At 30.0% G+C, this 25244-nt stretch carries 18 protein-coding genes and 1 other annotated feature; of the genes, 12 read left to right on the plus strand and 6 right to left on the minus strand.

The window, feature by feature from the left end:
• Nucleotides 1-143: 143 nt before the first annotated feature.
• From CLMAG_RS13595 to CLMAG_RS13610, 4 genes are all read left to right on the plus strand, one after another.
• The gene (locus CLMAG_RS13595) at nt 144-2969 is read left to right on the plus strand and encodes an ATP-binding protein (protein ID WP_066623183.1); all 2826 of its coding nucleotides are present in this window, start codon (nt 144-146) and stop codon (nt 2967-2969) included.
• A 33-nt stretch (nt 2970-3002) separates the two neighbouring features.
• Nucleotides 3003-3689 (plus strand): response regulator, encoded by a 687-nt coding sequence (locus tag CLMAG_RS34965; RefSeq protein ID WP_066623185.1) that lies wholly within the window; start codon nt 3003-3005, stop codon nt 3687-3689.
• 3 nt (nt 3690-3692) lie between these two features.
• Nucleotides 3693-5189, plus strand: coding sequence for an HD-GYP domain-containing protein (locus CLMAG_RS13605; RefSeq protein WP_066623188.1), 1497 nt, complete (start codon nt 3693-3695; stop codon nt 5187-5189).
• Nucleotides 5190-5282: 93 nt separating this feature from the next.
• Nucleotides 5283-7478: a methyl-accepting chemotaxis protein gene (locus CLMAG_RS13610; RefSeq protein ID WP_161486974.1), complete on the plus strand. Its 2196-nt coding sequence runs from the start codon at nt 5283-5285 to the stop codon at nt 7476-7478.
• 114 nt (nt 7479-7592) lie between these two features.
• Here the strand turns inward: CLMAG_RS13610 and CLMAG_RS13615 are convergent, their stop codons facing one another.
• On the minus strand, nt 7593-9023 hold the full coding sequence (locus CLMAG_RS13615) for a sodium:solute symporter family protein (protein ID WP_066623191.1): 1431 nt from the start codon (nt 9021-9023) through the stop codon (nt 7593-7595).
• A 146-nt stretch (nt 9024-9169) separates the two neighbouring features.
• Nucleotides 9170-9377, minus strand: a binding site (T-box leader).
• 289 nt (nt 9378-9666) lie between these two features.
• Between CLMAG_RS13615 and CLMAG_RS13620 the strand changes: the two genes are divergently transcribed.
• A complete protein-coding gene (locus CLMAG_RS13620; protein ID WP_066623198.1) occupies nt 9667-10608 on the plus strand; it encodes an AEC family transporter in 942 nt (313 codons plus the stop codon).
• Between the two features lie 130 nt (nt 10609-10738).
• Here CLMAG_RS13620 and CLMAG_RS13625 read toward each other — a convergent pair whose 3' ends face one another.
• Nucleotides 10739-11533, minus strand: a complete 795-nt coding sequence (locus CLMAG_RS13625; RefSeq protein ID WP_066623201.1) for a TIGR00266 family protein — start codon at nt 11531-11533, stop codon at nt 10739-10741.
• Nucleotides 11534-11732: 199 nt separating this feature from the next.
• The gene (locus CLMAG_RS13630; RefSeq protein WP_066623204.1) at nt 11733-12254 is read right to left on the minus strand and encodes a hypothetical protein; all 522 of its coding nucleotides are present in this window, start codon (nt 12252-12254) and stop codon (nt 11733-11735) included.
• 416 nt (nt 12255-12670) lie between these two features.
• Between CLMAG_RS13630 and CLMAG_RS13635 the strand changes: the two genes are divergently transcribed.
• The 3 genes from CLMAG_RS13635 to CLMAG_RS13645 all read left to right on the plus strand — a co-directional run bounded on the left by CLMAG_RS13635 (nt 12671) and on the right by CLMAG_RS13645 (nt 16337).
• Nucleotides 12671-13423 carry a DeoR/GlpR family DNA-binding transcription regulator gene (locus CLMAG_RS13635; protein WP_066623206.1) on the plus strand — a complete coding sequence of 251 codons (753 nt, stop codon included), beginning with the start codon at nt 12671-12673 and terminating at the stop codon, nt 13421-13423.
• On the plus strand, nt 13420-14331 hold the full coding sequence (gene pfkB / locus CLMAG_RS13640) for a 1-phosphofructokinase (protein ID WP_066623208.1): 912 nt from the start codon (nt 13420-13422) through the stop codon (nt 14329-14331). The genes CLMAG_RS13635 and pfkB overlap by 4 nt, the downstream gene beginning before the upstream one ends.
• Nucleotides 14332-14459: 128 nt before the next feature.
• Nucleotides 14460-16337 (plus strand): PTS fructose transporter subunit IIABC, encoded by a 1878-nt coding sequence (locus CLMAG_RS13645; RefSeq protein ID WP_066623210.1) that lies wholly within the window; start codon nt 14460-14462, stop codon nt 16335-16337.
• Between the two features lie 46 nt (nt 16338-16383).
• Here the strand turns inward: CLMAG_RS13645 and CLMAG_RS13650 are convergent, their stop codons facing one another.
• Nucleotides 16384-16734 carry a hypothetical protein gene (locus tag CLMAG_RS13650; RefSeq protein ID WP_066623213.1) on the minus strand — a complete coding sequence of 117 codons (351 nt, stop codon included), beginning with the start codon at nt 16732-16734 and terminating at the stop codon, nt 16384-16386.
• 142 nt (nt 16735-16876) lie between these two features.
• Complete coding sequence (locus tag CLMAG_RS13655; protein WP_073393236.1) at nt 16877-17725, minus strand: TerC/Alx family metal homeostasis membrane protein; 849 nt, start codon at nt 17723-17725, stop codon at nt 16877-16879.
• 505 nt (nt 17726-18230) lie between these two features.
• On the opposite strand from CLMAG_RS13655, the gene adhE reads away from it, so the two are divergent.
• Nucleotides 18231-20849, plus strand: a complete 2619-nt coding sequence (gene adhE / locus CLMAG_RS13660; RefSeq protein WP_066623217.1) for a bifunctional acetaldehyde-CoA/alcohol dehydrogenase — start codon at nt 18231-18233, stop codon at nt 20847-20849.
• 748 nt (nt 20850-21597) lie between these two features.
• Entirely contained in the window at nt 21598-22206 is a 609-nt protein-coding gene (locus CLMAG_RS34970; protein WP_423231079.1) for a methyl-accepting chemotaxis protein, read from the plus strand.
• A gap of 293 nt (nt 22207-22499) precedes the next feature.
• Here CLMAG_RS34970 and CLMAG_RS13670 read toward each other — a convergent pair whose 3' ends face one another.
• Nucleotides 22500-22697 carry a hypothetical protein gene (locus tag CLMAG_RS13670; RefSeq protein ID WP_139264208.1) on the minus strand — a complete coding sequence of 66 codons (198 nt, stop codon included), beginning with the start codon at nt 22695-22697 and terminating at the stop codon, nt 22500-22502.
• Nucleotides 22698-22982: 285 nt separating this feature from the next.
• Between CLMAG_RS13670 and CLMAG_RS13675 the strand changes: the two genes are divergently transcribed.
• Complete coding sequence (locus CLMAG_RS13675) at nt 22983-23663, plus strand: response regulator transcription factor (protein ID WP_066623221.1); 681 nt, start codon at nt 22983-22985, stop codon at nt 23661-23663.
• Nucleotides 23660-25192: a sensor histidine kinase gene (locus CLMAG_RS13680; protein WP_066623224.1), complete on the plus strand. Its 1533-nt coding sequence runs from the start codon at nt 23660-23662 to the stop codon at nt 25190-25192. The genes CLMAG_RS13675 and CLMAG_RS13680 overlap by 4 nt, the downstream gene beginning before the upstream one ends.
• Nucleotides 25193-25244: the final 52 nt, after the last annotated feature.

Raw genomic sequence — 25244 nt, forward strand, 5'->3', positions numbered from 1 at the left:
AGATAAAGCTTGATTTAGGATGTTTTTCAGTTTTATAGATTATCTGGTAAATTTTTATTGAAAATGTTACATAGTATGGTAAAATCAAAATATTGGTGATGAAATATAATTATAATATATAAATTATAATATGAGGTAATAATATGGGGGAGAAAGTTAATAAAAGAAGTTTGCAAAGAAGAATAAGAAACATGGCATTTACTTTGAATTTTTATAGTTTATTGATAATGGTGGTTGTGATGATGTTTGCGCTGGGAGCAACCTTTAAAATTTTCAGTTCAATAATATCTGAAACTGCTGCAAATCAAATCGGATTTCAGCTTAGAGATGAATATTCAAAAGCACTGCGCCAGGGAAAAATGAAAACTGAATTTACAGAAGTAACTCCAGAATACAAAGAGATTTTTGAAAGAGTAGGGTTTTCTTATGCAATTTCTTTTTTTAATAACCAATCAGAAACTGATACAAGTAAAAATAATAATGATCATATAAAAGATATAGGAAAACTGCCTTTGGTAGTAGACTATAATATATTAAAAGATGATAAACTGATTTATTCTTCTGTACCTGAATTCTATTTAGACCCTGTTAAGTTAACATCTAAATGGGAGAATTGGTTAATTAAAATGTTAAATAAAACTACTATAAAAACCGTAGCTGATAATGAAAACAAACTGCTTTTTACACTTCAAGTAAGGCTTAATCCGATGATTATTTTGGGTGGGTATATAGTTTTAGCTGCAATATGCTTCCTTGTATTTCTCATAACTCTGTTAATATCTAAAATAGCCTCTTATAAATTAAGTACTGCTATTATAAAACCTTTGGCTGACCTTGACAAAATAATGAAAGATCTAGCAAATGGGAATATAGAAGAAGCTATTTGTGCTGAGATTAAATTTAAAAAACCAATAAGTGAAGTTGAGGAATTGGCTCAATCTACAAACATAATTATGGCTAGAATGCATAATTATGTTGATATCTTGGCAAATCAAAACACTGAGTTGGAGGCTCAAAATTTTACTCTTAATGAGACTAGAAAAACCCTAGAGAATATAAACCAAGTGCTGGATAGCAAAAATTTAAAGCTAAAAAATATATTAAATAATGCAGAGCAGGGATTCCTGACTTTTAAAAAAGACTTGCTTATCCAGGAGGAATATAGTATTCAGTGTGAAAAAATATTTAATAGTATAATTCTACATAAAAAATTATCCTCCATATTATACCAAAAAGATGGAAGCATGATAAATTTCATGGATGAATTATTTGTTGAAATATTCAATTCAGATAAAAGGCAGAGAAAACTATATTTAACCTTACTACCAGAAGAAATTGAGATAAATGATAGAATTTTAAGTCTATGCTATAAAGTGGTTAAAGATTTAAAGAATGAAGATTTAATCATGGTAATAATAACTGATATAACAGAAAAAAGATTGTTGGAAAAAAAGATGGACGAAGAGAGAAATACTTTAAAAATGGTAGTAAGAACTATTATAAATAGAGATGAATTTAGAGCGCTTGTTAAAGAATATGAAGATTTTGCAAATAAGTCATTTAAAAATATACCTAAAGAACAGTATGATCAAGTATTAAGACAAATTCATACTTTTAAAGGTACTTTTAGTCAATATGAAATGGTTAATGTTGTAAATAAACTTAATCAATTAGAAGACAAGTTATATGAAGATAAATTTCAGTTTGACATAAAAGATATAGATAATAAAGAATTAATTTCATGGGTAAAAGAAGATCTAGATATCATAAAAATTTATGCAGGTAAAGATTTTATGCAAGATGGTGAACTTTTGTATATAAAGAAGGAAAGGCTTATTGAAATTGAAAATAAGGTTAAGAACACATTAAGTCCAAGTGAAAGTAAGATTATTTTACGGATTATAAAAAGTCTAAGGAGTAAGTCATTAAAGGATTTACTAAGGTCTTATCCGGATTATGTTATGAAATTAAGTGAGAGACTAGGTAAAACAGTAAAACCATTTAAAGTAACTGGTGATGATATAATGATAGATGCTAATTATTATCATGATGTTTTAAAATCTATTGCGCATATTTTTAGAAATTGTGTAGATCATGGTATAGAAACAGTAGATGAAAGATTAGAAGCAGGAAAAGAGCAAATAGGGTATATTACTTGCAATCTTAAAAATCTACAAAACAACTTCCAGATAATAATTGCTGATGATGGAAGAGGAATTAATGTAGAACTGCTAGAACAAAAAGTTTTAAATAAAGGGTTATATTCTAAAGAAGAATTAAATAAAATGAGTTGTTCAGAAAAAATCAATTTAATATTTGAGCACGGAATGACCACAAAAGAGAAACCTACTTATATCTCTGGAAGAGGAGTAGGAATGAGTGCTGTGAAACAAAGTGTAGAAGAGTGTGGTGGAAAAATAGAAGTGGACAACAAAGAAGATTATGGTACAGTTTTCACTTTAACACTTCCTAAAATTCAAAATGAAGAAAAAGTTTCAGTTACAGCTGAAGATTTTATCAAAGTAATTGCTGAAATTGCTATAGACATAATTTTTAAGCAAACGAGACTAAATTTTGAATTAAAGCAAATTGAAGCAAAAAATACTATAACTTTAAATGACATAACTGCTCAGTTAAGTATCAATGGAACTTTCAATTCAATTTTAATGATTAGTATTAACAATGCTATGGGTAAAAAATTAGTAGAAGGTTTTATGATAGATGATATTAAAGAAGAGGATAAAATAAGCTATTTTGAAGATGTGCTAGGAGAAATATCAAACACTATATTAGGATTAACTTCTGGCAAATTTGAAAATACAAATGGTATATTTCATATTGGAATACCTTCAATCATATCAAATAGTACAGGAGGATGCATAAAGAACACTCAATCTCAAATATTAAACTGTAACTTAATTTGTTCAGAGTATGAATTTTGCATTTATATAATCTTTGATGAAGAATAAAATAAGTTGAATTATTTAGAGGAGGAAATATAGATGGCTAGAATATTAATAGTAGATGACTCAACTGTTATGAGAAAAAATTTATATAGTATATTTTCAAAAAATGGTCATGAAGTAGTAGGGGAAGCGTTAGATGGTAAGCAAGCAATATTATTATACTCAAATTTAAAGCCAGATTTAGTTACTATGGATATAACAATGCCAAAAATGAGCGGTGTAGATGCTGTAAGCGAAATAATAAAAAAGGATAGTAATGCTAAGATAATAATAATTAGTGCCTTAAATCAAAAACAAATGGTTTTTGAGGCCTTAAAAAATGGAGCTAAGCATTATATTATAAAACCCATTGAACCTAATACACTGATTGGAGTAGTAAATGAAGTGCTTAGGAATGATACTGAAACAGTGGAGGAGAACAATGAAGAAATTATTGAAACTGAACCTGGTTTTAAAATAGATAATAAAGAAGGTAAATTTGTTGTAGGTTTTAATGAACATTTAGGTATAAAGGATTTACCAAACTTAGATACTGCGATAAAAGGATTGCTCTTTATAAAACCTCTTAATATAGTATTTGACTTTGGTATATTACTGGAAGTTCCTGAGGAAGTGATACAATCAATAATAAAATTAGGAAAAAATATTCAAAGATCAGAAGGAAATGTGGAATATAAATTAAAAAGTGAAAGACTTAATAATATAATTCATCAGGAGGCTTAATATATGAGTAATACTATATTTTTGCTTACCAACAGTAGAAGTAAAGAATTAAGCATAAGAAATTCTTTAAGTAGCGATTATAAATTACATTGCGTCACTAAAGGTGATATGATGGTTGAAATGTATAAGAAAAATCCTAAATTACTAATAATAGATGTTGATATTTGTGAAGATAATACACTTGACATTATTCAATCAATTTTAGATATTGAGTACCTACCTGTGATATATGTATATAGTGAAAAAGCAAAAATAGCAAATTCAATTAAAAATGAAATTTTGATATCAATTGAAAATCTTAATAGTCTTCTTATGCCTCTTATTAAGCAGTCGACTATATTTAAGATTAAATACGATAATCTTATGGAAAGCTATGATGCAATAGATCTGTTGAATGGAGAAATTAAATCCTTTTTAAAGAAGTATTCAAGTAGCCAATATAGTGCAAAAATTATGTATAAGGATTTGCTTGATTTAGTTTTCGGTGAAAATCTGTTTTTAACAAATAAACCTCATGTTGTATGGGTTTTATCTTTAAAAAAAGAACAATATGATTCCCTAAGTTTTCAGCTTAGTAATAATAAGTATGAAGAAAAAATTCACATTGATATTAACAAAAAAGATTCCTTTAAATTTGATGTGTACTCAAACAATGGTTTCGGTAAAAATTGCAATTTGGATGAAATTTCAGATATTAGTTTTAGTGAAAAAATATTTCCAAAAGCAATTAAGGACAATAGTGGACTTATAAACAATTTTTCGGGTTTTGCTATAGGTAATCTAATATTAATAGGCATTAACTATAAGAAAATAGTTACAAGTTATGATATATCCATAATGAAAGCACTGGCAATTAATATTGATTTAATAGAAACAATAAAACATCAGATCGATGAAATAGAACAAGCTTTTGAATACACAACCAATGCATTGGCACGAGCTGCTGAAACTAACGATGATCAGACAGGAAAACATGTTAAAAGAGTTAACTCCTTTGCTAAGAGAATTGCAGAAGAGTTAGGCCTTAGTAAGCACTTTATAAATAAACTTTATAATTCAGCACAGATGCACGATGTTGGTAAAATATATGTAGACAAAAACATATTACTTAAGCCTGGTAAATTATCTAAGGAAGAATTTGAAGAAATCAAAAAGCACACCACTTATGGAGAGAAGATAATAGGTGATTCAGAGTATTTAAAAATGTCTGCAGAGGTTGCTAAATACCATCATGAAAAATATGATGGGACAGGGTATCCTGAATCAAGAAAGGGGGAAGATATACCACTATCTGCAAGGATAGTTTTTATTGCAGATATATATGATGCACTAAGAAGCGAAAGATCATACAAACCTGCATTTTCTCATGAGAAAGCTTATAAAATAATAACATTAGGAGATGGAAGGGTTAATCCAGAACACTTCGATCCTAAGGTGCTGGAAGCCTTTAAGAGAATACATGAAGACTTTAGAATCATTTATGAAGATTTGAAAGACTAAAAGCTTATTGTTGAAATGAAGGTTTTACAATGTTATAATTTAATATACAGACAATTTAATTGTAAGTATAATAGATTTTTTGGGGGAATTTTGATGAACTTGTCGTATTTCTTAAATAAACATTTTAATAAAAGGCTTAGAGAAAATTCAGAACAGGTTTTTGAAGGAATTGCAAGAGGTAGAAAGAAAGCTCTTGAAAATTGGTTTTCAGATATGTGGTCTGCCATGGAGGTTACAAAGGATACTATCCTTGCTTATTTAGATAAAAATGAAGCAAATCATCAGGAACTTATTTCTATATTAAAAAATAGAAAATCAGAATTTAATGACTTTACAGAACTATTTATAATTAATCAAGAAGGAATAGTTAATATATCTACCTATGATGAAAATATTAAGGTAAATATGAGTTACCTCCCTAACTTCAAAGCTGGTATGGAAGGCAAATCTCTTATGTATGGTCCTTATGAAGATGAAGTAACACTTAAAGTTGGACCTGGAAACTCTGATTTTTTTGATGAAGTTACAATTATGTTTTCTGTGCCTTTTGAAAATAAAAATAATGGAAGACGAGCAGTACTATGTGGAAGAGTTCCAAATGATGTGATGAGTGATGTCATACAAGATGAGGATACTCACATTTATAAAGAATCTGGGGATAACTATTTGTTTATGGTAGAGTCTGATAGAAGTATAAAACCTGGAACTGCCATATCGAGAAGTCGTTTTGAAGATAACGCTTTTACTCTTGGAGATAACCTTAAAGATGGAATTAGAACAAAAAATTGGGGAGTAATAAAAATACAAAAACACACAGAATTCGAAATAATTTTTACCGACCCTGCTACAAAGGAACTGCATAAAGGTGTACATAATACTATGAACAATGGGGAAAATTTGGAGTGTTATCCTGGATATTTTGATTATAGACACATATTAGTTGGTGGAAAAGGTGTTGTTATATGCCCACCAAACTCTACTGAAAAATGGGGAATGATGTGTGAAGGTGACATTGCTGAAATTTATAAATTTTCAAGTCTTAAGTATGTTATCCCTGTAACAGTAAGTATTATAAATGGTGTTTTACTATTAGGGAATTATTTTATTTCAAATATATATGAAGGTTTTAAAATACCTGGAATTATTTTAGTATGGCTAATTACTTTTTTTACAATGCTATTTGCTGTAAAAAGATATGTAACATCACCTATGGAGACAACTTTAAAGATATTGCAGGAAATAGCTGAAGGTGAAGGGGATTTAACAAAGAGAGTGGACAAGCTTTCAAATAATGAAATTGGTGAATTATCAAAATGGTTTAATAAATTTATTAATAATCAAATGAGTATAATAAAAAGAATAAACAAAATTTCAAAGGCTTCAAAAAGTTCAGCTAAAAATTTATCAAAACTTACAGACAACGTAGAGGGGAATATGACTTTTATTTCTGGTTCTATTGATGAATTTCTTCAAATCAGTAAAACTCAAACAGAAGTGTTTAATATGACTCAGGAAAAATTTGACCATATATCACATTCGATAGATGATATAAATAATCTTATAAATTCTCTTCATTCAAAAACAACTAGCACAAGGCAAGCCTCACAAAAAAATGATGAAGTTATAAGTGAAGTTATAAATGTTATGAATGAACTTGAAAAAGAAATGTATCAAACAAGTAAAATTATAATTGAACTTGGTGATTTTTCCAATAAGGTTAACGAAGTAACTAATGTTATAACTGGAATAAGTGAGCAGACCCATCTTCTGGCACTAAATGCTTCTATTGAAGCTGCAAGAGCTGGTGATGCTGGAAAAGGATTCTCTGTAGTTGCAACAGAGGTTTCAAAGCTTGCTTCTGAATCTAGTGAAGCCGCTATATCCATAAGTGATTTAATAAAAAATATGCAAAGTAAAATAGAAAATACTATTAATAGAATAAATAATGTTGCAGAAACTGTAACTAAAGAAAGTGAAGCGGTATCAAGTTCAGTAACTATTTTTAACTCAATAAAGGAATTCATTATAGATGTAAATAATAATATGGATTCCATATCTAGATTAATAAAAAGTCAGTCTTTAGAGATGAATAGTATTACTCAGAGTGCAAAAGCTGCTGCTGAAAGAGTATCTAGTGACAATCAGAAGAATATAAATAATAGTGAAACTACTCTTGGGCTTGTTGAATCTATTAGAGTTCAGAGCAAGAAGGCTAGCAATGCATCAAAGGTTCTAACATATTCTTCAGAAAATCTTTCGGATATAGTTAATGGGTTTAAACTTAAGTAATTTCAAGAGAAAAATTATTTATTGTAGGTCATTAATTAAAAGGGCTAATTCTAAAACTTATATTTTAGAATTAGCCCTTTTAATTAATCTTAATAAAGTATATAATTCATAATGCTATTCTGCTTCTGTTAACAGATTACTATTTGTACTTTCTCTCATAAAATTAAGATTTTCTTTATCAAATATGGATACTAACAAGAATGTTGATAAACAAACTAGCCATTCCATAAAAATCACATGTGGAAAAATACGTACTGCAGGTACCAGTTGCCATAAGAAAAGAGCTATTATTCCCATTAAAGTAGTAAGAAATGCTGAGTTCTTTCTGCATAACTTAGGTAAAAATATAGTAAATAAGAAAGTTACAGTAAAGGCTGTAGATAGACTTAAACCTATAGATATAGCCTTTAAGATGCTGCCCATGGATAAAGCTAGTAAGAAAGTTATTGCGCCAAGTAAACAAACGCATAATTTATTTATTGCTAGAAATTTTTTGTCATCTACTTTAGGATTAATAAATTGTTTATATACATCCTGTGTAAATAAGATAGTAGATCCTAAAAGCAGACTGCAAGCTGCAGATACATCTGCTGCCCAAAGTGCTGCTAAGGTTATTCCTGCTATTATGGGATTTAATGATAATATCATTTTAGGTAAAGCTAACGTTGCAGGTACTCCAGGAAAAGCTGTTCTAGCTGCTATTCCTATAAGAGCACATAAAAAACCTATAGGAATCATAAGTAATCCTGCGATTATAAATCCATTTCTTGCGGTCTTTGCATTTTTTGAAGCAAAGGTTATTTGTACAGGTCCCTGCATAGACATAGCTTGAGTTGTCATTACTAAAATCCAACTTAATATAACCCAAAAGCCGGTTCCTTTTACAAAACTAAAGTAAGGCACATTATGAGGTAATTGAAGACTCATATTTTGAATGCCTCTCCTTGAGGAAACTGCTAATATTGTGCATAAAATAATTCCTAGATATTTTAACGGTACATTAAACAAGTTGCATAGTCCTGCAGACCACATACCACCCATAAAGGTTATGGCTACAAAAACACAGGCACTTACTATCATACCAGTCTTTAAGGTAAATATATTTGGTAGTAGTGAAGATAAAATAGCTCCTCCTGCAATATATTGAAGAGATACAACTACAAGGTTTATAACTATCTGACATATGACACATACTACTCTACTTTTTCTATCATAAAACTTACCAAAAAGCTCTGGAACTGTTGATACATTAAATTCTCTGTATCTTCCAGCTAATACGACTCCCATTACTATAGCACCTAAGCCCCATGCTACATTATACCAACCAGCTGAAAGACCCACATTATAGGATTGTTCAGCTATACCAATAGTAGAAGCCCCGCCTATAGCAAGGCCTACAAGTGAGCAGGTTACAAGCGGGGTAGTGAGACCTCTGCCTGCTAAAGTATAGCTTTCGCCACCTTTAGAAGCCCTCTTTTTAGCAACAAAGCTTATTAAGAAAAGAATACATATATAACCAATAACTATAAACAAAGAAATATTCATTTAATTAGCCCCCTTTATATTTTTAAGTCAAGATATAAAATTTTCTCTGCATGGGAAAGTTCCCCTTTTCCCATATGATGTTTATTAAAATAATAATATTAAAAAATACCTTTAGTGTATTTAGAAAATAAAAAAAACGCCCCTGGCCAAGGGACGAATTATACGTGGTACCACCCTACTTTTACATACAAAATTGATCTTCTCTTACTCTTAACGTGAGTTACTCGGCTCAGCCTACTAAAAATTTCAGCCTGCAGTTCAGGAATGTACTTCATTAAGCTTCTCAAACAGTTCACACCAACCACTGTCTCTCTTTGTGATGGACTTAATTACTTTTTCCGTCTTCACATTTAGTATTTATAGTAAATTATAATTGAAATTTGTGGTAAATACAAATTTTGTTTTTTTGTTAAAAAAGAAATATATAGGTAATTTCCTTTGTTTTCTTCAATATTCTTAAGTTTATATTGTTGTTTGCATTTAATCTGGAAATAATGTCAAGATTCATCATAATTTTTACAATTTCGCTTACATTTCTTGATTAATTTTTATAAAAAAGGTATACTAAAAACAATTATGTCACAGTGTATAGCGGTTAATGAGGACATATAATAAAATACAATGTGAAAGATAGGTGAATAAAATGATAGTTTTAAATGCGTTAGAAAGTATACTGAGTATTGTTTTAATGGTTTCTACAGGATACTTTTTAGCTAGCAGGGGATGGTTGGACGAAAAAATCTCTAAGACCTTTTCAAAATTAGTTTGTAATTTGGGGATTCCATGTCTTATGGTATCTCAGTTTATGGAAAGCTTTGACAAAGATAAGTTGATTCATTTAAGTAAAGGATTATTTATTCCATTTGCCTCTATGTCAATTTGCTATTTAATTGCTGTAGCAGTTTCTAAAATTATTAGAATTAAAGAGGGACGAATTGGTACTTTTCGATCCATGTTTTTTGTGTCTAATTCTATATTTATTGGACTACCAGTAAATATGGCTTTATTTGGAGCACAGAGCATACCAAATGTTTTGCTATATTACATAGCAAATACTGCATTTTTCTGGACTATTGGAACCTATGAAATAAGTAGGGATGGGAAATCTAATAAAGATGCTAAAATATTTTCTATTGATACAGTAAAAAGAATTATATCAGTTCCATTATTAAGTTTCATAGTAGCAGTAACACTAGTGCTGTTAAATGTTCATTTACCAAAATTTATATTAGATACCTGTAAGTATTTTGGGAATTTAACTACTCCATTAGCTATGCTGTTTATAGGTATAACTATTTATTCTGCTGATTTAAGTAAATTTAAATTTAGCATTGATATGTTAGTTTTAATTTTAGGAAGATTTTTTGTATCTCCAATGTTAATTCTTATATTAAGTCATTACTCTGCTATTCCTTTACTTATGAAAAAAGTATTTGTTATTCAAGCTGCGATGCCTGTAATGACAAATACTGCTATTGTGTCAAAGAGTTATGATGCTGATTACGAATATGCAACAATAAATACAGTTATAACAACTATCGGTAGTTTGCTGGTTATTCCTATTTATATGCTAATATTGAGTTAATTACATATTAACCATTTTATGCAATTATTGAGTTTTTTAATGATAAAAGTTCCTATTCAAGTTTTTATTTAATAAAAACACCCTGTAATTAACGAAGGTTTAATTACAGGGTGTTATGTATATTATTATTCTAGTTATCACCATCAAAGAGATTTCCAAGTCCCCCTAAAATACTTCCCTCTTCCTTTTTGCCACCACCATAAGGAGCAGCTGCAAATACACGTTCTGCAAGTCTATTAAATGGAAGAGATTGAATCCATACGCTTCCAGGGCCTGATACAGTTGTGAAAAATACTCCTTCACCACCAAAAAAAGTATTTTTAATTCCACCCACAAATTCTATATCATAATGTACTTCTCGGGTCATAGCAACTAGACACCCAGTATCTATTCTTAGGGTTTCGCCAGGTAACAAATCTTTTTTTATAAGTGCACCACAAGAGTGGATGAATGCCATCCCATCTCCTTCTAATTTTTGAAGTATAAAACCTTCACCGCCAAAGAAACCAACACTTAACTTTTTTCTAAAATCTATACCAACAGACACTCCTTTTGCTGAACATAGGAAGGAATCCTTTTGACATACAAGCTTTCCACCTAAGGTGCTCAAATCCATAGGAATTATTTTACCAATGTAGGGAGCAGCAAAACATACTTTTTCCTTTTCATAACCCACATTAGTATAGGTAGTCATAAATAAGCTTTCACCAGTTAGTACTCTTTTTCCAGCTCCAAAAAGCTTATCCATAAATCCACCCTTTGACTGAGAAGAACCATCTCCAAATATTGTTTCCATTTGAATATTAGGATCTATCATCATCATGCTGCCAGCTTCAGCAATTACAGTTTCTCTAGGATCTAGTTCGATTTCGACGAATTGAATGTCATCTCCATAGATTTTATAGTCAATTTCATGAGAATTCATATATATCATCCTTTCACTACATATTAGTATTTTTAATATATATTAAAATATTCTTCCACAGTTCCTTTTTTATCCGATGACTACCCGCTCTAATACTCCCATCTTCTTCAAAGTGTACGTCACGAGCGCCTATGTCCCTGGATTCGTTCAACTAAGAATCAGGTGGGGTTTGAAACTCCATCTGATTCAAGTTTACACTTCATTTTGCTTTAATTTTCAAAAGTTCATCTAAATACTTTTGAAAATTACTTTTTGCTTGTTCTGTATTCTTTAAAATTCCATTTGAAACATCTGCACCCTTTATCAATGTATCAGAAGTCAGTACTATATTTTGAAGATAACTACAGTAGTTATCATGAAAAGAGTTTAGCTCAACTCCATGAGGTAATTTGCTGACCTTATCTAAATAGTTATGTAGATTTTTATTTTCCTCTTTGATTTGAGGTAGGGATTTATTTTCTACTGCAGCTATAGTATTACTAACTGATTTCTTTATCTTCTGAGAATAGTTGTAAATTTCTTTAGTATAAGTTACGTCATTTTTGGAAGAGTTAAATACATCCATAGGACTTTGACCTAAATTAATTGCTTTTACAAAAGAAAAGATAAATATAATTACCAAAGTGAAAATAATTGCTTTAGTAACTTTCTTTATAATGCATACTACTAAAGATACTGCAATTAACGCTGCAAATATAAAAAATAACTTATCATAACTCATTGTTAATTGAACCTCCCTTTAATGTTTAAATATATCGATTCTATAAAATATGCTACAGTGAACACATGCTTTTATAGTGCATATTCTCGAATTTTTTAAGTGATTTAAATTTCACTTCATATTTTACCATATATTATTCTCATTACATATAGTTATTTTTAGCTCTAATATTTTCTTAACATTTGCTATAGTTAAATTTGAATTTAAGCTGGTATATATACAAGAATAATATTTTGAAAGATTATGACTGATTTTTTTAAAATTTGTGAAAAAAATTGACGTTTTTTGAAAGAAAATGATTGTATTTTGAATATTTATATATTATAATGTTTACATAAAGAGAAAATAAAATAAGCATACTTTAAATATAAAGAGTGCTTATGCAGAAATGCCATATATAAAGAAGGTGATAAAAGTTGTTAACGGAGGAAAGACATAAAATAATACTAGAGGTTCTTCAAGAAAAAAAATTAGCAAAAATAAATGAACTTGTAGAAATAACAAATACTTCAGAATCAACTATAAGAAGAGATCTTACCTTTTTAGAAAGCATAAATGCATTAAAAAGAATACATGGCGGAGCTACTTTGCCAAAAGGAAGGCTATTGGAGCTGAGTTATGGTGAAAAAGAAATTCAAAGTGTAGATGAGAAGAGAGTTATTGCTAAATATGCCGCTACCCTTATAGAAGATGGAGATTCAGTGTATTTAGATGCAGGTACATCAACCTTTGAAATAATTCAGTTTATAGACAAAAAGAATATAGTTGTAGTGACAAATGGACTTAAACACATTAATGCACTTGTTGAAAATAATATAAATTGTTATATTTTAGGTGGTAAAGTTAAAAGTACAACAAAGGCCATTATAGGTATAGATGCTTTGAAAAACCTAGAGAAGTTTAGATTTGATAAGTGTTTTTTAGGTATCAATGGAATTCATCTACAATATGGCTTTACTACACCGGATTCAGAGGAAGCAATTTTAAAAGAAAGTGCTATTAAACATTCAAGGGAAACTTTTGTATTAGCAGATGAAGGTAAATTTGGTGAAGTAAGCTTTGTAAAAGTTGCTGATTTAGGAAAAGCTACGATTATTACTAATTCTAAGACAGAAGATCATGAAGGATATAGTAAAAAAACTAAAGTAAAGGTTGTGACAGAGGAATGATTTACACAGTAACTTTTAATCCCTCTATTGATTATGTTATAAATGTTGAAAATTTTCGACCAGGAGCTGTTAACAGAGTTGTTAGTGAAAATAAATATCCTGGTGGAAAAGGAATTAATGTATCTAGAGTTTTAAATAATCTAGGTATAAAAAATAAAGCACTAGGCTTTATTGGTGGATTTACAGGTCAATTTATAAAAAATTCTCTCGAAAGTGAAGGTGTAGACACTGACTTCATAGAGTTAAATGGTGATACAAGAATAAATGTAAAACTTAAATCTAATGACGAAACAGAAATAAATGGATCAGGTCCAAATGTTGATGAAGAAAATTTAAATAAATTGTTTGAAAAAATAAACAGCTTAAATTCAGAAGATTTTCTAGTATTAGCAGGAAATGTGCAAAATTCTCTTCCAAGAAACATTTACTCCATAATACAAGAGAAATGTTTAGATAAAAAAATAAAGATTGTGGTTGATACAACAGGAGAGGCTCTGACATCAACATTAAGATATAGACCTTTCCTAATAAAACCTAATAATCACGAATTAGGCGAGATATTTAATGTTGAAATTAGTACTAGAGAAGAAATAATACATTATGCACAAAAGCTTAGAGAATTGGGAGCAGATAATGTAGTCATATCAATGGCAGGTGAGGGAGCCCTCTTAATATGTAAAGAAGGTATCTATCACGCATCAGCACCAAAGGGGACTGTAAAAAATTCAGTTGGAGCAGGAGATTCACTTATAGCTGGATTTATTGCCAGATATTCGCAAACTTCTGATGTTATTGAATCATTAAAATGGGGAGCAACAGCAGGAAGTGCAACAGCATTTTCAATGGATTTATGTAAAAAAGAAGATGTAGAAAATTTGTTGCCTCAAGTTAACATTAGTAAGTTATAAAAGCAAAAATAATTACAAATGGACGCAATATGCCAACTATGCTCAAAGCAGTAAATTCAAAATTTAGTAGTTGGCAATATTTTATAAACTATGTGAAAACCTTTAATTCAAAATAGGGAGGAAAGAATATGAAAATAACAGAACTTTTAAAAAGAAATACGATTATTGTTGATTTAAAATCCAATTCAAAACTAGATGTAATAAATGAACTAGTAAATAAGTTAGATCAGGCTGGAAAATTAAATGATAAAGAAGAATATAAAAAGGCAATATTAAAAAGAGAAGAAGAATTTTCTACAGGAATAGGTGATGGAATAGCTATACCTCATGCAAAAACTGCTGCTGTTAAAACTCCAGCTTTAGCCTTTGGACGCTCTAAAGCTGGAATAGATTATGATTCCTTAGATGGCAGCAATGCTCACATATTCTTTATGATAGCAGCCAGCGAAGGAGCACATAATGATCATTTAGATACACTATCTAGATTATCAAGTATGCTTATGAATGAAGGTTTTAGAAATGGGCTTATGAATGCAAAGACTGAAAAGGATATTTTAGACTTAATAGATAAGCAAGAAAATGAATACTTACAAACACAGAAGTCAGAAGATAACGTTAAAAAGAAAGAATCAAAAGGATTAGTACTTGCTGTAACAGCTTGCCCAACAGGTATAGCACATACTTATATGGCAGCGGATGCTTTAAAGAATAAGGCAAAAACAATGGGAGTAGACATAAAGGTAGAAACAAATGGTTCTACAGGGGTTAAAAATAAATTAACAGATGAAGAAATAGCAAAAGCTTCTGCTATAATAGTGGCGGCAGACAAACAGGTAGAAATGGCAAGATTTGAAGGAAAGAAAGTTATTCAGGTTCCTGTAGTTCAAGCTATGAAAAAACCAGAAGAACTTATAAATAAAGCTTTACATGGTGATGCATCAACATATCACCATACTGGAGGTAGCAAGGACGATACAGGGGCTAAACAGAGATCAGGTTTTTATAAACATCTTATGAATGGTGTTTCAAATATGTTACCTTTCGTTGTAGGTGGCGGTATATTAATAGCAATATGTTTCATGTTTGGTATTAAATCCTTTGATCCTAAGGATCCATCCTTTAATCAATTTGCTAAATTGTTAATGGATATCGGTGGTGGAAATGCATTTTCACTTATGGTACCAGTTCTTGCTGGATTTATAGGTATGAGTATAGCTGATAGACCTGGATTTGCTCCAGCAATGGTTGGTGGATTTATAGCTGCAAATAATGGTGCAGGTTTCTTAGGTGGACTAATTGCAGGTTTCCTTGGTGGTTATATAGTTGTTGGTCTTAAAAATGTATTTTCTAAGCTTCCGGAGTCATTGGAAGGTATAAAGCCAGTATTGTTGTATCCTTTATTCGGAATATTTATAACAGGCGCAATAATGTTCTTATTTGTAATAAATCCAGTTAAAGCTATAAATGCAGGAATAACAACTTTCTTAGGTTCAATGGGTACTGCCAATAAAGTTATACTTGGTATAGTGTTAGGCGGAATGATGGCTGTTGATATGGGTGGTCCAATAAATAAAGCTGCCTATACTTTCGGAATTGCAATGATTGGTTCAGGTAACTACCTTCCACATGCAGCAATAATGGCTGGTGGTATGGTTCCACCACTTGGAATTGCCATTGCTACTACATTATTTAAAAACAAATTTACAAAACAAGAAAAAGATGCAGGTAAAACTAACTATATAATGGGTGCTAGTTTTATAACAGAAGGTGCAATACCATTTGCAGCAGCAGATCCTGGTAGAGTACTACCTTCAGCAATTGTTGGTTCAGCTATAGCTGGTGGACTTTCAATGATGTTTAATATAGGATTACCAGCTCCACATGGCGGATTGTTTGTAGTTCCTATAGTAAAAGGAAATCCATTCCTTTATATACTAGCTGTATTAATAGGATCCTTTGTAACAGCATTTATGTTAGGATTTCTTAAAAAAACAGTAGAAGAATAATTGTAGAACTCCCGTTTGTAAAAGCGGGAGTTTTTTATAATAACTTCTATAATTTTTTATTTCTTTTCTTTATGCTTAAACTCATCAGATTATGAGCTGAAGTTAGGCTGCTATCATATTTTAAAGCTTTTTTACACAATTCAAGGCATTCATTATACTTTTGAGAATTATATTTTAAAATTGCACGTCTACAATAGTATATAGCTTTAAATTTGGGATTATAAGCAATAACTCCAATTGCGATGACTAAAAATGCTGCTGATATTGCGAAAAAAAATGGATAGATGAGACCACCTATAAAAAAAATTAATGCAGCTATACCGGCCTGTTTTAATTGATTTGGATATTTCGGAATTTCTATTTCTTTAGTTGAAATTACTTTTGCTCTTCTAGCCATTTATTATGCTCCTTTTAATTTTAGTTCTCATTATAATAGTATAGTTAGTTTTTGTATATTTATCCGATAATCAACCTGCGTTATTATTAAAAGCTTCAGAAGAAAAAAATTCATCTGGAGCTTTCTATTATTTTATAAGTTTTTATTTAGTATCTAGAGAATATAGTTTTTTATCTTTTTTGCTTTTAAATATGGAAGCTAAAATGCTGACTAATAATATTGTAAAGATTGTAACCAAAGATACTAGTACAGAAATTTCTACATGGAAGAATGCAATTGAAAGCTTTATACCAGTAAAGATTAATATACAAGCTACGCCGTACTTCACATATGCAAAGTTATTGTGAAGTTTTTCAAGTAAAAAGTATAGATTTCTAAGACCTAATATAGCAAATACGTTGGATGTATATACAATAAAAGGATCTGTTGTTATAGAAAATATAGCTGGGATTGAATCTATAGCAAATATTATATCAGAGCCTTCTACTAATATTAATATTGCAAGTAATGGTGTAGCATAAAGAATACCATTTTTTCTTGTGAAGAATTTTTCTCCATCAAGTTCCTCAGAAACAGGTATTATTTTATTTAGGACTTTCAATATTTTACTATTTTTAACATCAGATTCACTTTCATTCTTAAAGAGCATTTTGAATCCACTTACTAATAACAATAAACCGAATATATATAGCATCCAATGAAACTTATTAACAATTGAAATCCCTAGGACTACAAATATAAATCTTAAAATAATTGCTCCAACTATTCCGTAAGTAAGCACCCTTTTTTGATACTCTGGCTTTAAAGAAAAGCTTTCGAAAATAAGCAAGAATAAGAATAAGTTATCTAGACTTAAACTTTGTTCAATGACATATCCTCCAAGGAAGGCCATTGCTTTCTCTTGTCCCATAAAAAAGTAAATTCCAATATTAAAGATTAATGCTAAACCGACCCAAAAGCCTAAGTGTAATAAAGATTTTTTTGTAGACATAAATTTACCTCCTAAATTGTAATTGATAGGGGAGGAAAAATAAAAGACTTCCAACATAATCCCTAATTATTAAAGGATTATGTTAAAAGTCTTATTACCATTTTCAGGTTTACAAAGCCAGATTTAGAAAAACTAAATCGAAGTGTTGACTTCATAATTCAAATTACTCCCTCTTAACATCAATTTATTTAATTTATAGGTTAATAATACCATAAGCAGAATGGTATTGTCAAGTAAAAAATATAATATAATATTATAGAAAATAACACTAAAAGAGATATCAAATACACTATTCTATAAATGATTAAAATTTTGCTTATACATAAACTAAAAAAATATTTAAGTATTTATACTAAAAATTATGAGTTGAGAGATACTATATTTTAGATAAAAACAAATATAACAATAAAGTAATACTTAAACTAGATGTAAGTACTAGAACATATTACTTATAGAATAACTTACTGTTATATATAGTTTTTGCTTAAGAAAGGAGTATAAATCTATGAGAGTAACTAATAGTGAGGAATTACAGAAGAAAATTGAAGAAGTACGAGAAGCACAAAGAATATTTTCAACGTATAGTCAAGAACAGGTGGATGAAATATTTAGGCATTCAGCTATGGCTGCAAATAATGCAAGAATTATTCTAGCTAAAATGGCGGTAGAGGAAACTGGCATGGGAATTGTGGAAGATAAAGTAATTAAGAATCATTTTGCAGCAGAATATATTTATAATAAGTATAAGGATGAAAAAACTTGTGGAATTTTAGAAAATGATGAGTCCTTTGGAATAACTAAAATTGCTGAACCAATAGGTGTTATATCAGCTATTGTTCCAACCACCAATCCAACATCTACAGCGATTTTTAAAGCTTTAATCGCCTTAAAGACTAGGAATGGTATTATATTTTCTCCACATCCTAGAGCGAAAAATTCAACTATAGCTGCTGCAAAAATAATATTGGAAGCAGCAGTGAAAGCAGGTGCCCCAGAGGGAATAATAGGCTGGATAGATGAGCCTTCTGTAGAACTTTCCCAACTTGTAATGAAAGAATCCGATTTAATCTTAGCAACTGGTGGACCAGGAATGGTGAGAGCAGCATATTCTTCTGGTAAGCCAGCTATAGGTGTTGGTGCTGGTAATACACCTGCTATTATTGATGAAACAGCGCATATAAAGATGGCAGTAAGTTCTATACTTTTATCAAAAAGTTTTGATAATGGAGTTATTTGTGCTTCTGAGCAATCTATAGTAGTCATGAATGAGATATATGATGAAGTTAAGAAGGAATTTGAGGAAAGAGGAGCTTACATACTAAAAGGTGATGAAGTAGATAAGATTAGAAAAGTAATATTAATTAATGGTGCCTTAAATGCTAACATAGTAGGGCAATCAGCTTATAAGATTGCTAAAATGGCTGGAATTAATGTACCTGAAACAACTAAAGCCATAATAGGGGAGGCTGAATCTGTTGAGCTAGAAGAACCACTTTCACATGAAAAGCTTTCTCCAGTACTTGCGATGTATAGAGCCAGTTCTTTTGATGAAGCCCTTACAAAGGCTGGCAGACTAGTAGAACTAGGTGGTTTTGGACACACATCAGTACTATATACAAATACACTAAAATCAAAGGATAGAGTAATTAAATTTGGTAATTTAATGAAAACTGGAAGAACAATAGTAAATATGCCTTCAGCTCAAGGAGCCATAGGTGATATATATAATTTTAAACTTGCACCATCTTTAACATTAGGTTGCGGTTCATGGGGAGGAAATTCCGTATCAGAAAATGTTGGACCCAAACATCTATTAAACATTAAAAGGGTGGCTGAGAGGAGAGAAAATATGCTTTGGTTTAGAGTTCCAGAAAAAATTTACTTTAAATTTGGCTGCCTTGGAGTTGCACTGCAAGAGTTAAAGGAGATGAAGAAAAAAAGAGCATTTATTGTTACTGATAAAGTACTTTATGAATTAGGATATGTTAATAATGTTATAAAAGTTCTTAGAGAAATTGGTGTGGATTTTAAAGTCTTCTTTGATGTTGAACCAGATCCAACTCTTGCCACAGCAAGAAAAGGTGCATATGAGATGGAAAGCTTTAAACCTGATGTAATAATTGCAGTAGGCGGAGGCTCACCTATGGATGCTGCAAAAATAATGTGGGTATTATATGAACATCCAGATGTGAGGTTTGAAGATCTTGCCATGAGATTTATGGACATTAGAAAGAGGGTTTACACATTCCCTAAGATGGGTCAGAAAGCAATGATGATTTCTGTTCCAACTTCAGCAGGAACAGGATCAGAAGTTACACCATTTGCTGTTATTACAGACGAAAAAGTAGGTATTAAATACCCTCTAGCTGATTATGAGTTAACTCCTAATATGGCTATAATTGATGCTGAGTTGATGCTTAACATGCCAAAAGGCTTAACCGCTGCATCAGGAATAGATGCTTTAACTCATGCTATAGAGGCATATGTATCTATTCTCGCTTCAGAATACTCAAATGGGTTAGCACTAGAAGCTATTAGGCTAATTTTTAAATATCTTCCACAAGCATATAATGACGGACATAATAATATAAAGGCTAGAGAAAAAATGGCAAATGCAGCTACTATGGCAGGAATGGCTTTTGCAAATGCATTTTTAGGAATATGTCATTCAATGGCTCATAAGCTTGGTTCAATACATCATGTGCCACATGGAGTAGCTAATGGAATATTGATTAATGAGGTAATAAAATTTAACGCTACAGAAAATCCAAGAAAACAAGCTGCTTTTCCTCAATATAAATATCCAAATGCTAGATGGAGGTATTCACAAATTGCTGATTATTTAAAATTAGGTGGCAATACTGAAGAAGAGAAGATTGAACTTTTAATTAAAGCAATAGATGGATTGAAGAATAAAGTTAATATGCCTAAAACTATTAGTGAAGCTGGGGTTTCTAAAGATAGTTTCTATAGAACTCTTGATGAAATGTGTGAAGATGCCTTTGATGACCAATGCACAGGAGCTAATCCTAGATATCCACTAATAAGTGAAATAAAGCAACTGTATATAAATGTTTTTGAATTTAATCAAACAAATATAGATAAGAATAACGATAATGTGTAGATAACTAGATAGGAAATAAAACTTAAATTAGCTAAAAATAAAACTAATTTAAGTTTTATCCGATGACTAGCCGCTCTAATACTCTCATCTTCTTCAAAGTGTACGTCACGAGCGGCTACGTCCCTGGATTCGTTCAGCTAAGAATCAGGTGGAGTTTGAAACTCCACCTGATTCAAGTTTTTACTTCATTTTGTTTAAAGATGTATTAACTTTATTAAATAATCATAATTATAATGTCGAGGTTGTTTATATGCTAGGGATTATGATTTAAGCCGGTAGAGAAATAAGGAAATAAAAAATATTGAATGATATCTTCATATAATTTATAATAAAATGTATTAGGATGCAAGGGGAGAAAATAATTGGGGATGGAAAGGAACGATAGATAGTGATAAATATTTTTAAGAGTAAAAAAAATAACGAGAATATTGAAAATACAGTCGTTAGTGAAATAAAGGAAAAGGAAATTATTAATAGTAGCATAAATGAGCAAACTTTAGAATTCCTAAAAAGAATGAATAAAAAAATAGAGAGTATAATTAAACAGCATAATTCTGTAAATAGAGAACATGATGTTCTAGGAGATTTAGCAAGTGATATTGCAGGGCAAATGAAGGCTATAGCTGAATTAACAACAAGCACAGATGATACTACTAATACTTTATATAGTGAAGGTAAAAGTCTGTTAAAAATTACAGAAAATACTGTTGGAAAATCTGTTGAAGGTAAACAATCTGTTGAAGCTATGATGGATATTATTAAGCTTTTAGAACAAGAAATTAAAGGAACTTATAGTAGTATTAATAGACTTGCTGAAAAGTTTAATAAGATAAATGAGATAGCTCAATTAATTAGTGGTATAGCAAATCAAACCAATTTACTTGCATTAAATGCAGCTATTGAGGCAGCTAGAGCTGGAGAAAGTGGTAAGGGTTTTGCGGTAGTAGCAGATGAGGTACGAAAGCTAGCAGAAGTTACAGGACAGAGCACAAAAAATATTACTGACTTAATTCACAGTATTAACTTAGAAACAAAAAGTGTATTAAATAATGCAGAAAAAAGTACTAAAGTAATTTCTGAAGGAATAGATGCTTCTAAAGGAGCTGTAGAAAAAATCGAAGATACATTGACTTGTTTCTCTGAGGTTGAAGGTGGAGTAAAAAAAGTAATAGATATATTCTCGATACAGAAGGGAAATGTAGGACAAGTTTTAGATAAAATAAAAAAAATAGATGAAATTTTGAAGAATACCAATAGTAACTTATTACATCATATAGATGAGTCAAATATAGTTGATAAGGAATTAGAGCAAAGTATAAAAGAATTGACTTTATACATGGAAAAGTTAGGTTATTAAAGTAAAAATTAAGGGACTTGGTATATTAGTACTAAGCCCCTTAATTTTTTTTGTTGTTAAAAAACATAGGAGTTAAAATAGTTAGAATTTTCGCTTGTTTTTTATGAAGTAACCCAATAGTAGGGTGATTTTGAAGCGTAGTGAATAGAGTCACCAGCTTTGGTTAAATTAGGTTGAATAAAAACAAGTAATGCATTTAAGGATCTTCCAGTAAATTCTCCACATAAAAGTATGTATTCGGTATTAGATCCTTTGATTTTAAATTTATAGTGCTCTTATGATTTATAATTAAGTTACACTACTTTTTCATAAGAAATTCTAGATTTTTTTGCCTTCTTGTACAAATTGCTGCGACGTATCTCTAAGCTTTTTATTGTCCAAATACATTCCTCAATAAGATATAAATCATCTGTTTCGTTCCATTTATTGTATTCATATTCTATTCTTCTGTTAACATCATTAATATCATTGATAATATTTTTTAAATCCATAATACCACCTTTCATAATTATTGCTTTTAACTTAGATAATATTATTTTGTATAAATATATTTTAAACTGCATAAAATTATGCCATTCTGAGAAAATTTTATGTATTCAGTAAATACTGTATCGGAGTATATTTTCTATAGACTGTAAATGAGGTAAAAACAAATTATCTCATTTACAGTCTGTTAATAACTTTGACACAGAACTGTCACAGCATGGAAGTATCATTAGAAAAAGAATAAACTTTATGTTATAATTCTGGGTAAAATAGAGAATTAGGAGAATTATATGAGTAAAACGGTATTGATAGTAGATGATGAAGAAAGAATTAGGTTTCTTATAGAGGCATATCTAAAAAAAGAAGGCTTAAATGTTCTACAAGCTGAGAATGGTCAAGAAGCACTTAGAAAATTTAATGAAAATTCAGTAGATCTTGTGGTGTTAGATATAATGATGCCTATTATGGATGGATGGATTACTTGCCGAGAAATTAGAAAAATTTCAAATGTACCTGTAATTATGCTTACAGCAAAGTCAGAGGATGATGATCAGTTACTAGGTTTTAAGTTGGGTACAGATAGCTATGTTACTAAACCATTTAGTACTAAAATTTTAGTTGCTAGAATAAAAGCTTTGCTTAAGAGAGCCTATCCAGAAGAGTGGGAAAATAGTGACGAAAAGGCTTATGATGGTGTCTATATTAACGAGCAATACCATGAAGCTAAGATAAATGATAAAGAAATATATTTATCACCAAAAGAATTTGAATTATTGTGCTATTTTATTAAGAATAAGGATATAGTGTTAAGCAGAGAAAAGATATTAGATGCTGTATGGGGATTGGATTATTATGGTGACTTGAGAACAGTAGACACACATATTAAAAGGTTAAGAGAAAAGCTGGGAGAAAAGTCATACTTAATAGCTACCGTTAGAGGAATGGGTTATAAGTTTGAGGTAAAAAAATGAGTATTCATAACCTAAATTTACATAAGGATTTTTCTAAAAAAATAAAAAAAAGTATAACATTAAAACTCTTTATTGTTACAGCTTTAGTATTCATTATATTCATAAGCAGTAATCTCATAATTCAATCTCTTTTTTTTGAAAAGTTTTATATGAGCAAAAAGAAAAATGACATTCAAAAGGGAATTCAAGAGTTTAAAATATCTTATAATAAAGTAGAGGATAATCAGAAAATTACAGAATTAATTAGAGATTTTGAGGAAAATCATAATGCTAAAGTGATTATATTAGATAGTAATGGAAAACTTAAATTTATAACAAAATTCAATAGCGAAAAATTAAATGCCACAAGATTAAAAGTTATAAATGAGATTATAAGAGATTGGACAATTAATTCTAATATATTCATGGAAATGATACAGAAAAACAGGCAAGTAACAATTATAACAGAAAAAAGGACTGATGAAGTAAGAAGTATTGTCAGTGCTATTCCAGATAATGATAAGAATGAGATAATATTTGCAATATCATCACTTCAACCAATAAATGAAGCATCTTCTGTAATAAAAGAGTTTTATATATATTTTTATATTGGTGCAATTATTTTGATTATAATACTATCCTCACTCTATTCAAGTATGATTTCAAAGCCTCTTATTATGCTAAATGAAGCTGCTTCCAATATGGCTGAACTAGACTTTTCTAGGAAATGTGATATTGTAAGAGAGGATGAGGTTGGTAACCTGGCAAAAACCTTAAATTTTTTATCAGAGAACCTAGATGAAGCACTAAGTTCGTTAAAGGAAGCAAATGCAAAGTTAGAAGATGATATAGAAAAAGAAAGACTTTTAGAAAAAATGAGAAAGGAATTTGTAGCAGCAGTTTCTCATGAACTAAAAACTCCTATAAGTCTTATTGGAGGATATGCAGAGGGACTAAAAGATGGTGTATTCCAAGGAGATGAAAGTGAGTATTATTTAGATGTTATATTAGATGAAAGTCATAAGATGGCAAATTTAGTTGCTGATATGCTTGATTTATCCCAATTAGAATCGGGTAATTTTAAATTGCATAAAGAAGAATTTAATATAGATGAATTAATAAACTCAATTCTAAAGAAATTCTTAACATTAATGAGGAATAAAAATATTAATCTACAATTGGATTTAATACCTAGCATAAGGATTAATGCAGATTGGACTAGAATAGAGCAAGTTATAACTAATTTTATTACTAATGCAATTAGACATACAGAGGAGAATGGGTTTATTAGAGTTTCTATAGAACGAAAGGAAGATACAGAGGTTATTATTTTTGTTGAAAATAGCGGAGCTTATATACCTAGTGAAGAAATAAATAAAATATGGGATAATTTTTATAAAATAGATAAGTCAAGAACTAGAAAAATGGGTGGAACAGGAATTGGTCTAGCTATTGTCAAAAATATTCTAATTTTACATGGATATAAGTATGGAGTTGAAAATACAGAACAAGGGGTTAGATTTTACTTTGCAGTAAATAATATAAATTAGTGTCTCTCATACAATTAGAAAAAATATTAAATTTTAGTCACAAAAGAAAACG

The sequence above is a fragment of the Clostridium magnum DSM 2767 genome (genome assembly GCF_001623875.1).
In the GTDB taxonomy this organism is placed as follows: domain Bacteria; phylum Bacillota; class Clostridia; order Clostridiales; family Clostridiaceae; genus Clostridium_AM; species Clostridium_AM magnum.

Excerpts from the sequence above, each read along its gene's own strand:
- CLMAG_RS13595 (WP_066623183.1), top strand. The coding sequence starts at position 144 with ATGGGGGAGAAAGTTAATAAAAGAAGTTTGCAAAGAAGAATAAGAAAC.
- CLMAG_RS34965 (WP_066623185.1), top strand. The coding sequence starts at position 3,003 with ATGGCTAGAATATTAATAGTAGATGACTCAACTGTTATGAGAAAAAAT.
- CLMAG_RS13605 (WP_066623188.1), top strand. The coding sequence starts at position 3,693 with ATGAGTAATACTATATTTTTGCTTACCAACAGTAGAAGTAAAGAATTA.
- CLMAG_RS13610 (WP_161486974.1), top strand. The coding sequence starts at position 5,283 with ATGAACTTGTCGTATTTCTTAAATAAACATTTTAATAAAAGGCTTAGA.
- CLMAG_RS13615 (WP_066623191.1), bottom strand. The coding sequence starts at position 9,023 with ATGAATATTTCTTTGTTTATAGTTATTGGTTATATATGTATTCTTTTC.
- CLMAG_RS13620 (WP_066623198.1), top strand. The coding sequence starts at position 9,667 with ATGATAGTTTTAAATGCGTTAGAAAGTATACTGAGTATTGTTTTAATG.
- CLMAG_RS13625 (WP_066623201.1), bottom strand. The coding sequence starts at position 11,533 with ATGAATTCTCATGAAATTGACTATAAAATCTATGGAGATGACATTCAA.
- CLMAG_RS13630 (WP_066623204.1), bottom strand. The coding sequence starts at position 12,254 with ATGAGTTATGATAAGTTATTTTTTATATTTGCAGCGTTAATTGCAGTA.
- pfkB (WP_066623208.1), top strand. The coding sequence starts at position 13,420 with ATGATTTACACAGTAACTTTTAATCCCTCTATTGATTATGTTATAAAT.
- CLMAG_RS13645 (WP_066623210.1), top strand. The coding sequence starts at position 14,460 with ATGAAAATAACAGAACTTTTAAAAAGAAATACGATTATTGTTGATTTA.
- CLMAG_RS13650 (WP_066623213.1), bottom strand. The coding sequence starts at position 16,734 with ATGGCTAGAAGAGCAAAAGTAATTTCAACTAAAGAAATAGAAATTCCG.
- CLMAG_RS13655 (WP_073393236.1), bottom strand. The coding sequence starts at position 17,725 with ATGTCTACAAAAAAATCTTTATTACACTTAGGCTTTTGGGTCGGTTTA.
- adhE (WP_066623217.1), top strand. The coding sequence starts at position 18,231 with ATGAGAGTAACTAATAGTGAGGAATTACAGAAGAAAATTGAAGAAGTA.
- CLMAG_RS34970 (WP_423231079.1), top strand. The coding sequence starts at position 21,598 with ATGGATATTATTAAGCTTTTAGAACAAGAAATTAAAGGAACTTATAGT.
- CLMAG_RS13670 (WP_139264208.1), bottom strand. The coding sequence starts at position 22,697 with ATGGATTTAAAAAATATTATCAATGATATTAATGATGTTAACAGAAGA.
- CLMAG_RS13675 (WP_066623221.1), top strand. The coding sequence starts at position 22,983 with ATGAGTAAAACGGTATTGATAGTAGATGATGAAGAAAGAATTAGGTTT.
- CLMAG_RS13680 (WP_066623224.1), top strand. The coding sequence starts at position 23,660 with ATGAGTATTCATAACCTAAATTTACATAAGGATTTTTCTAAAAAAATA.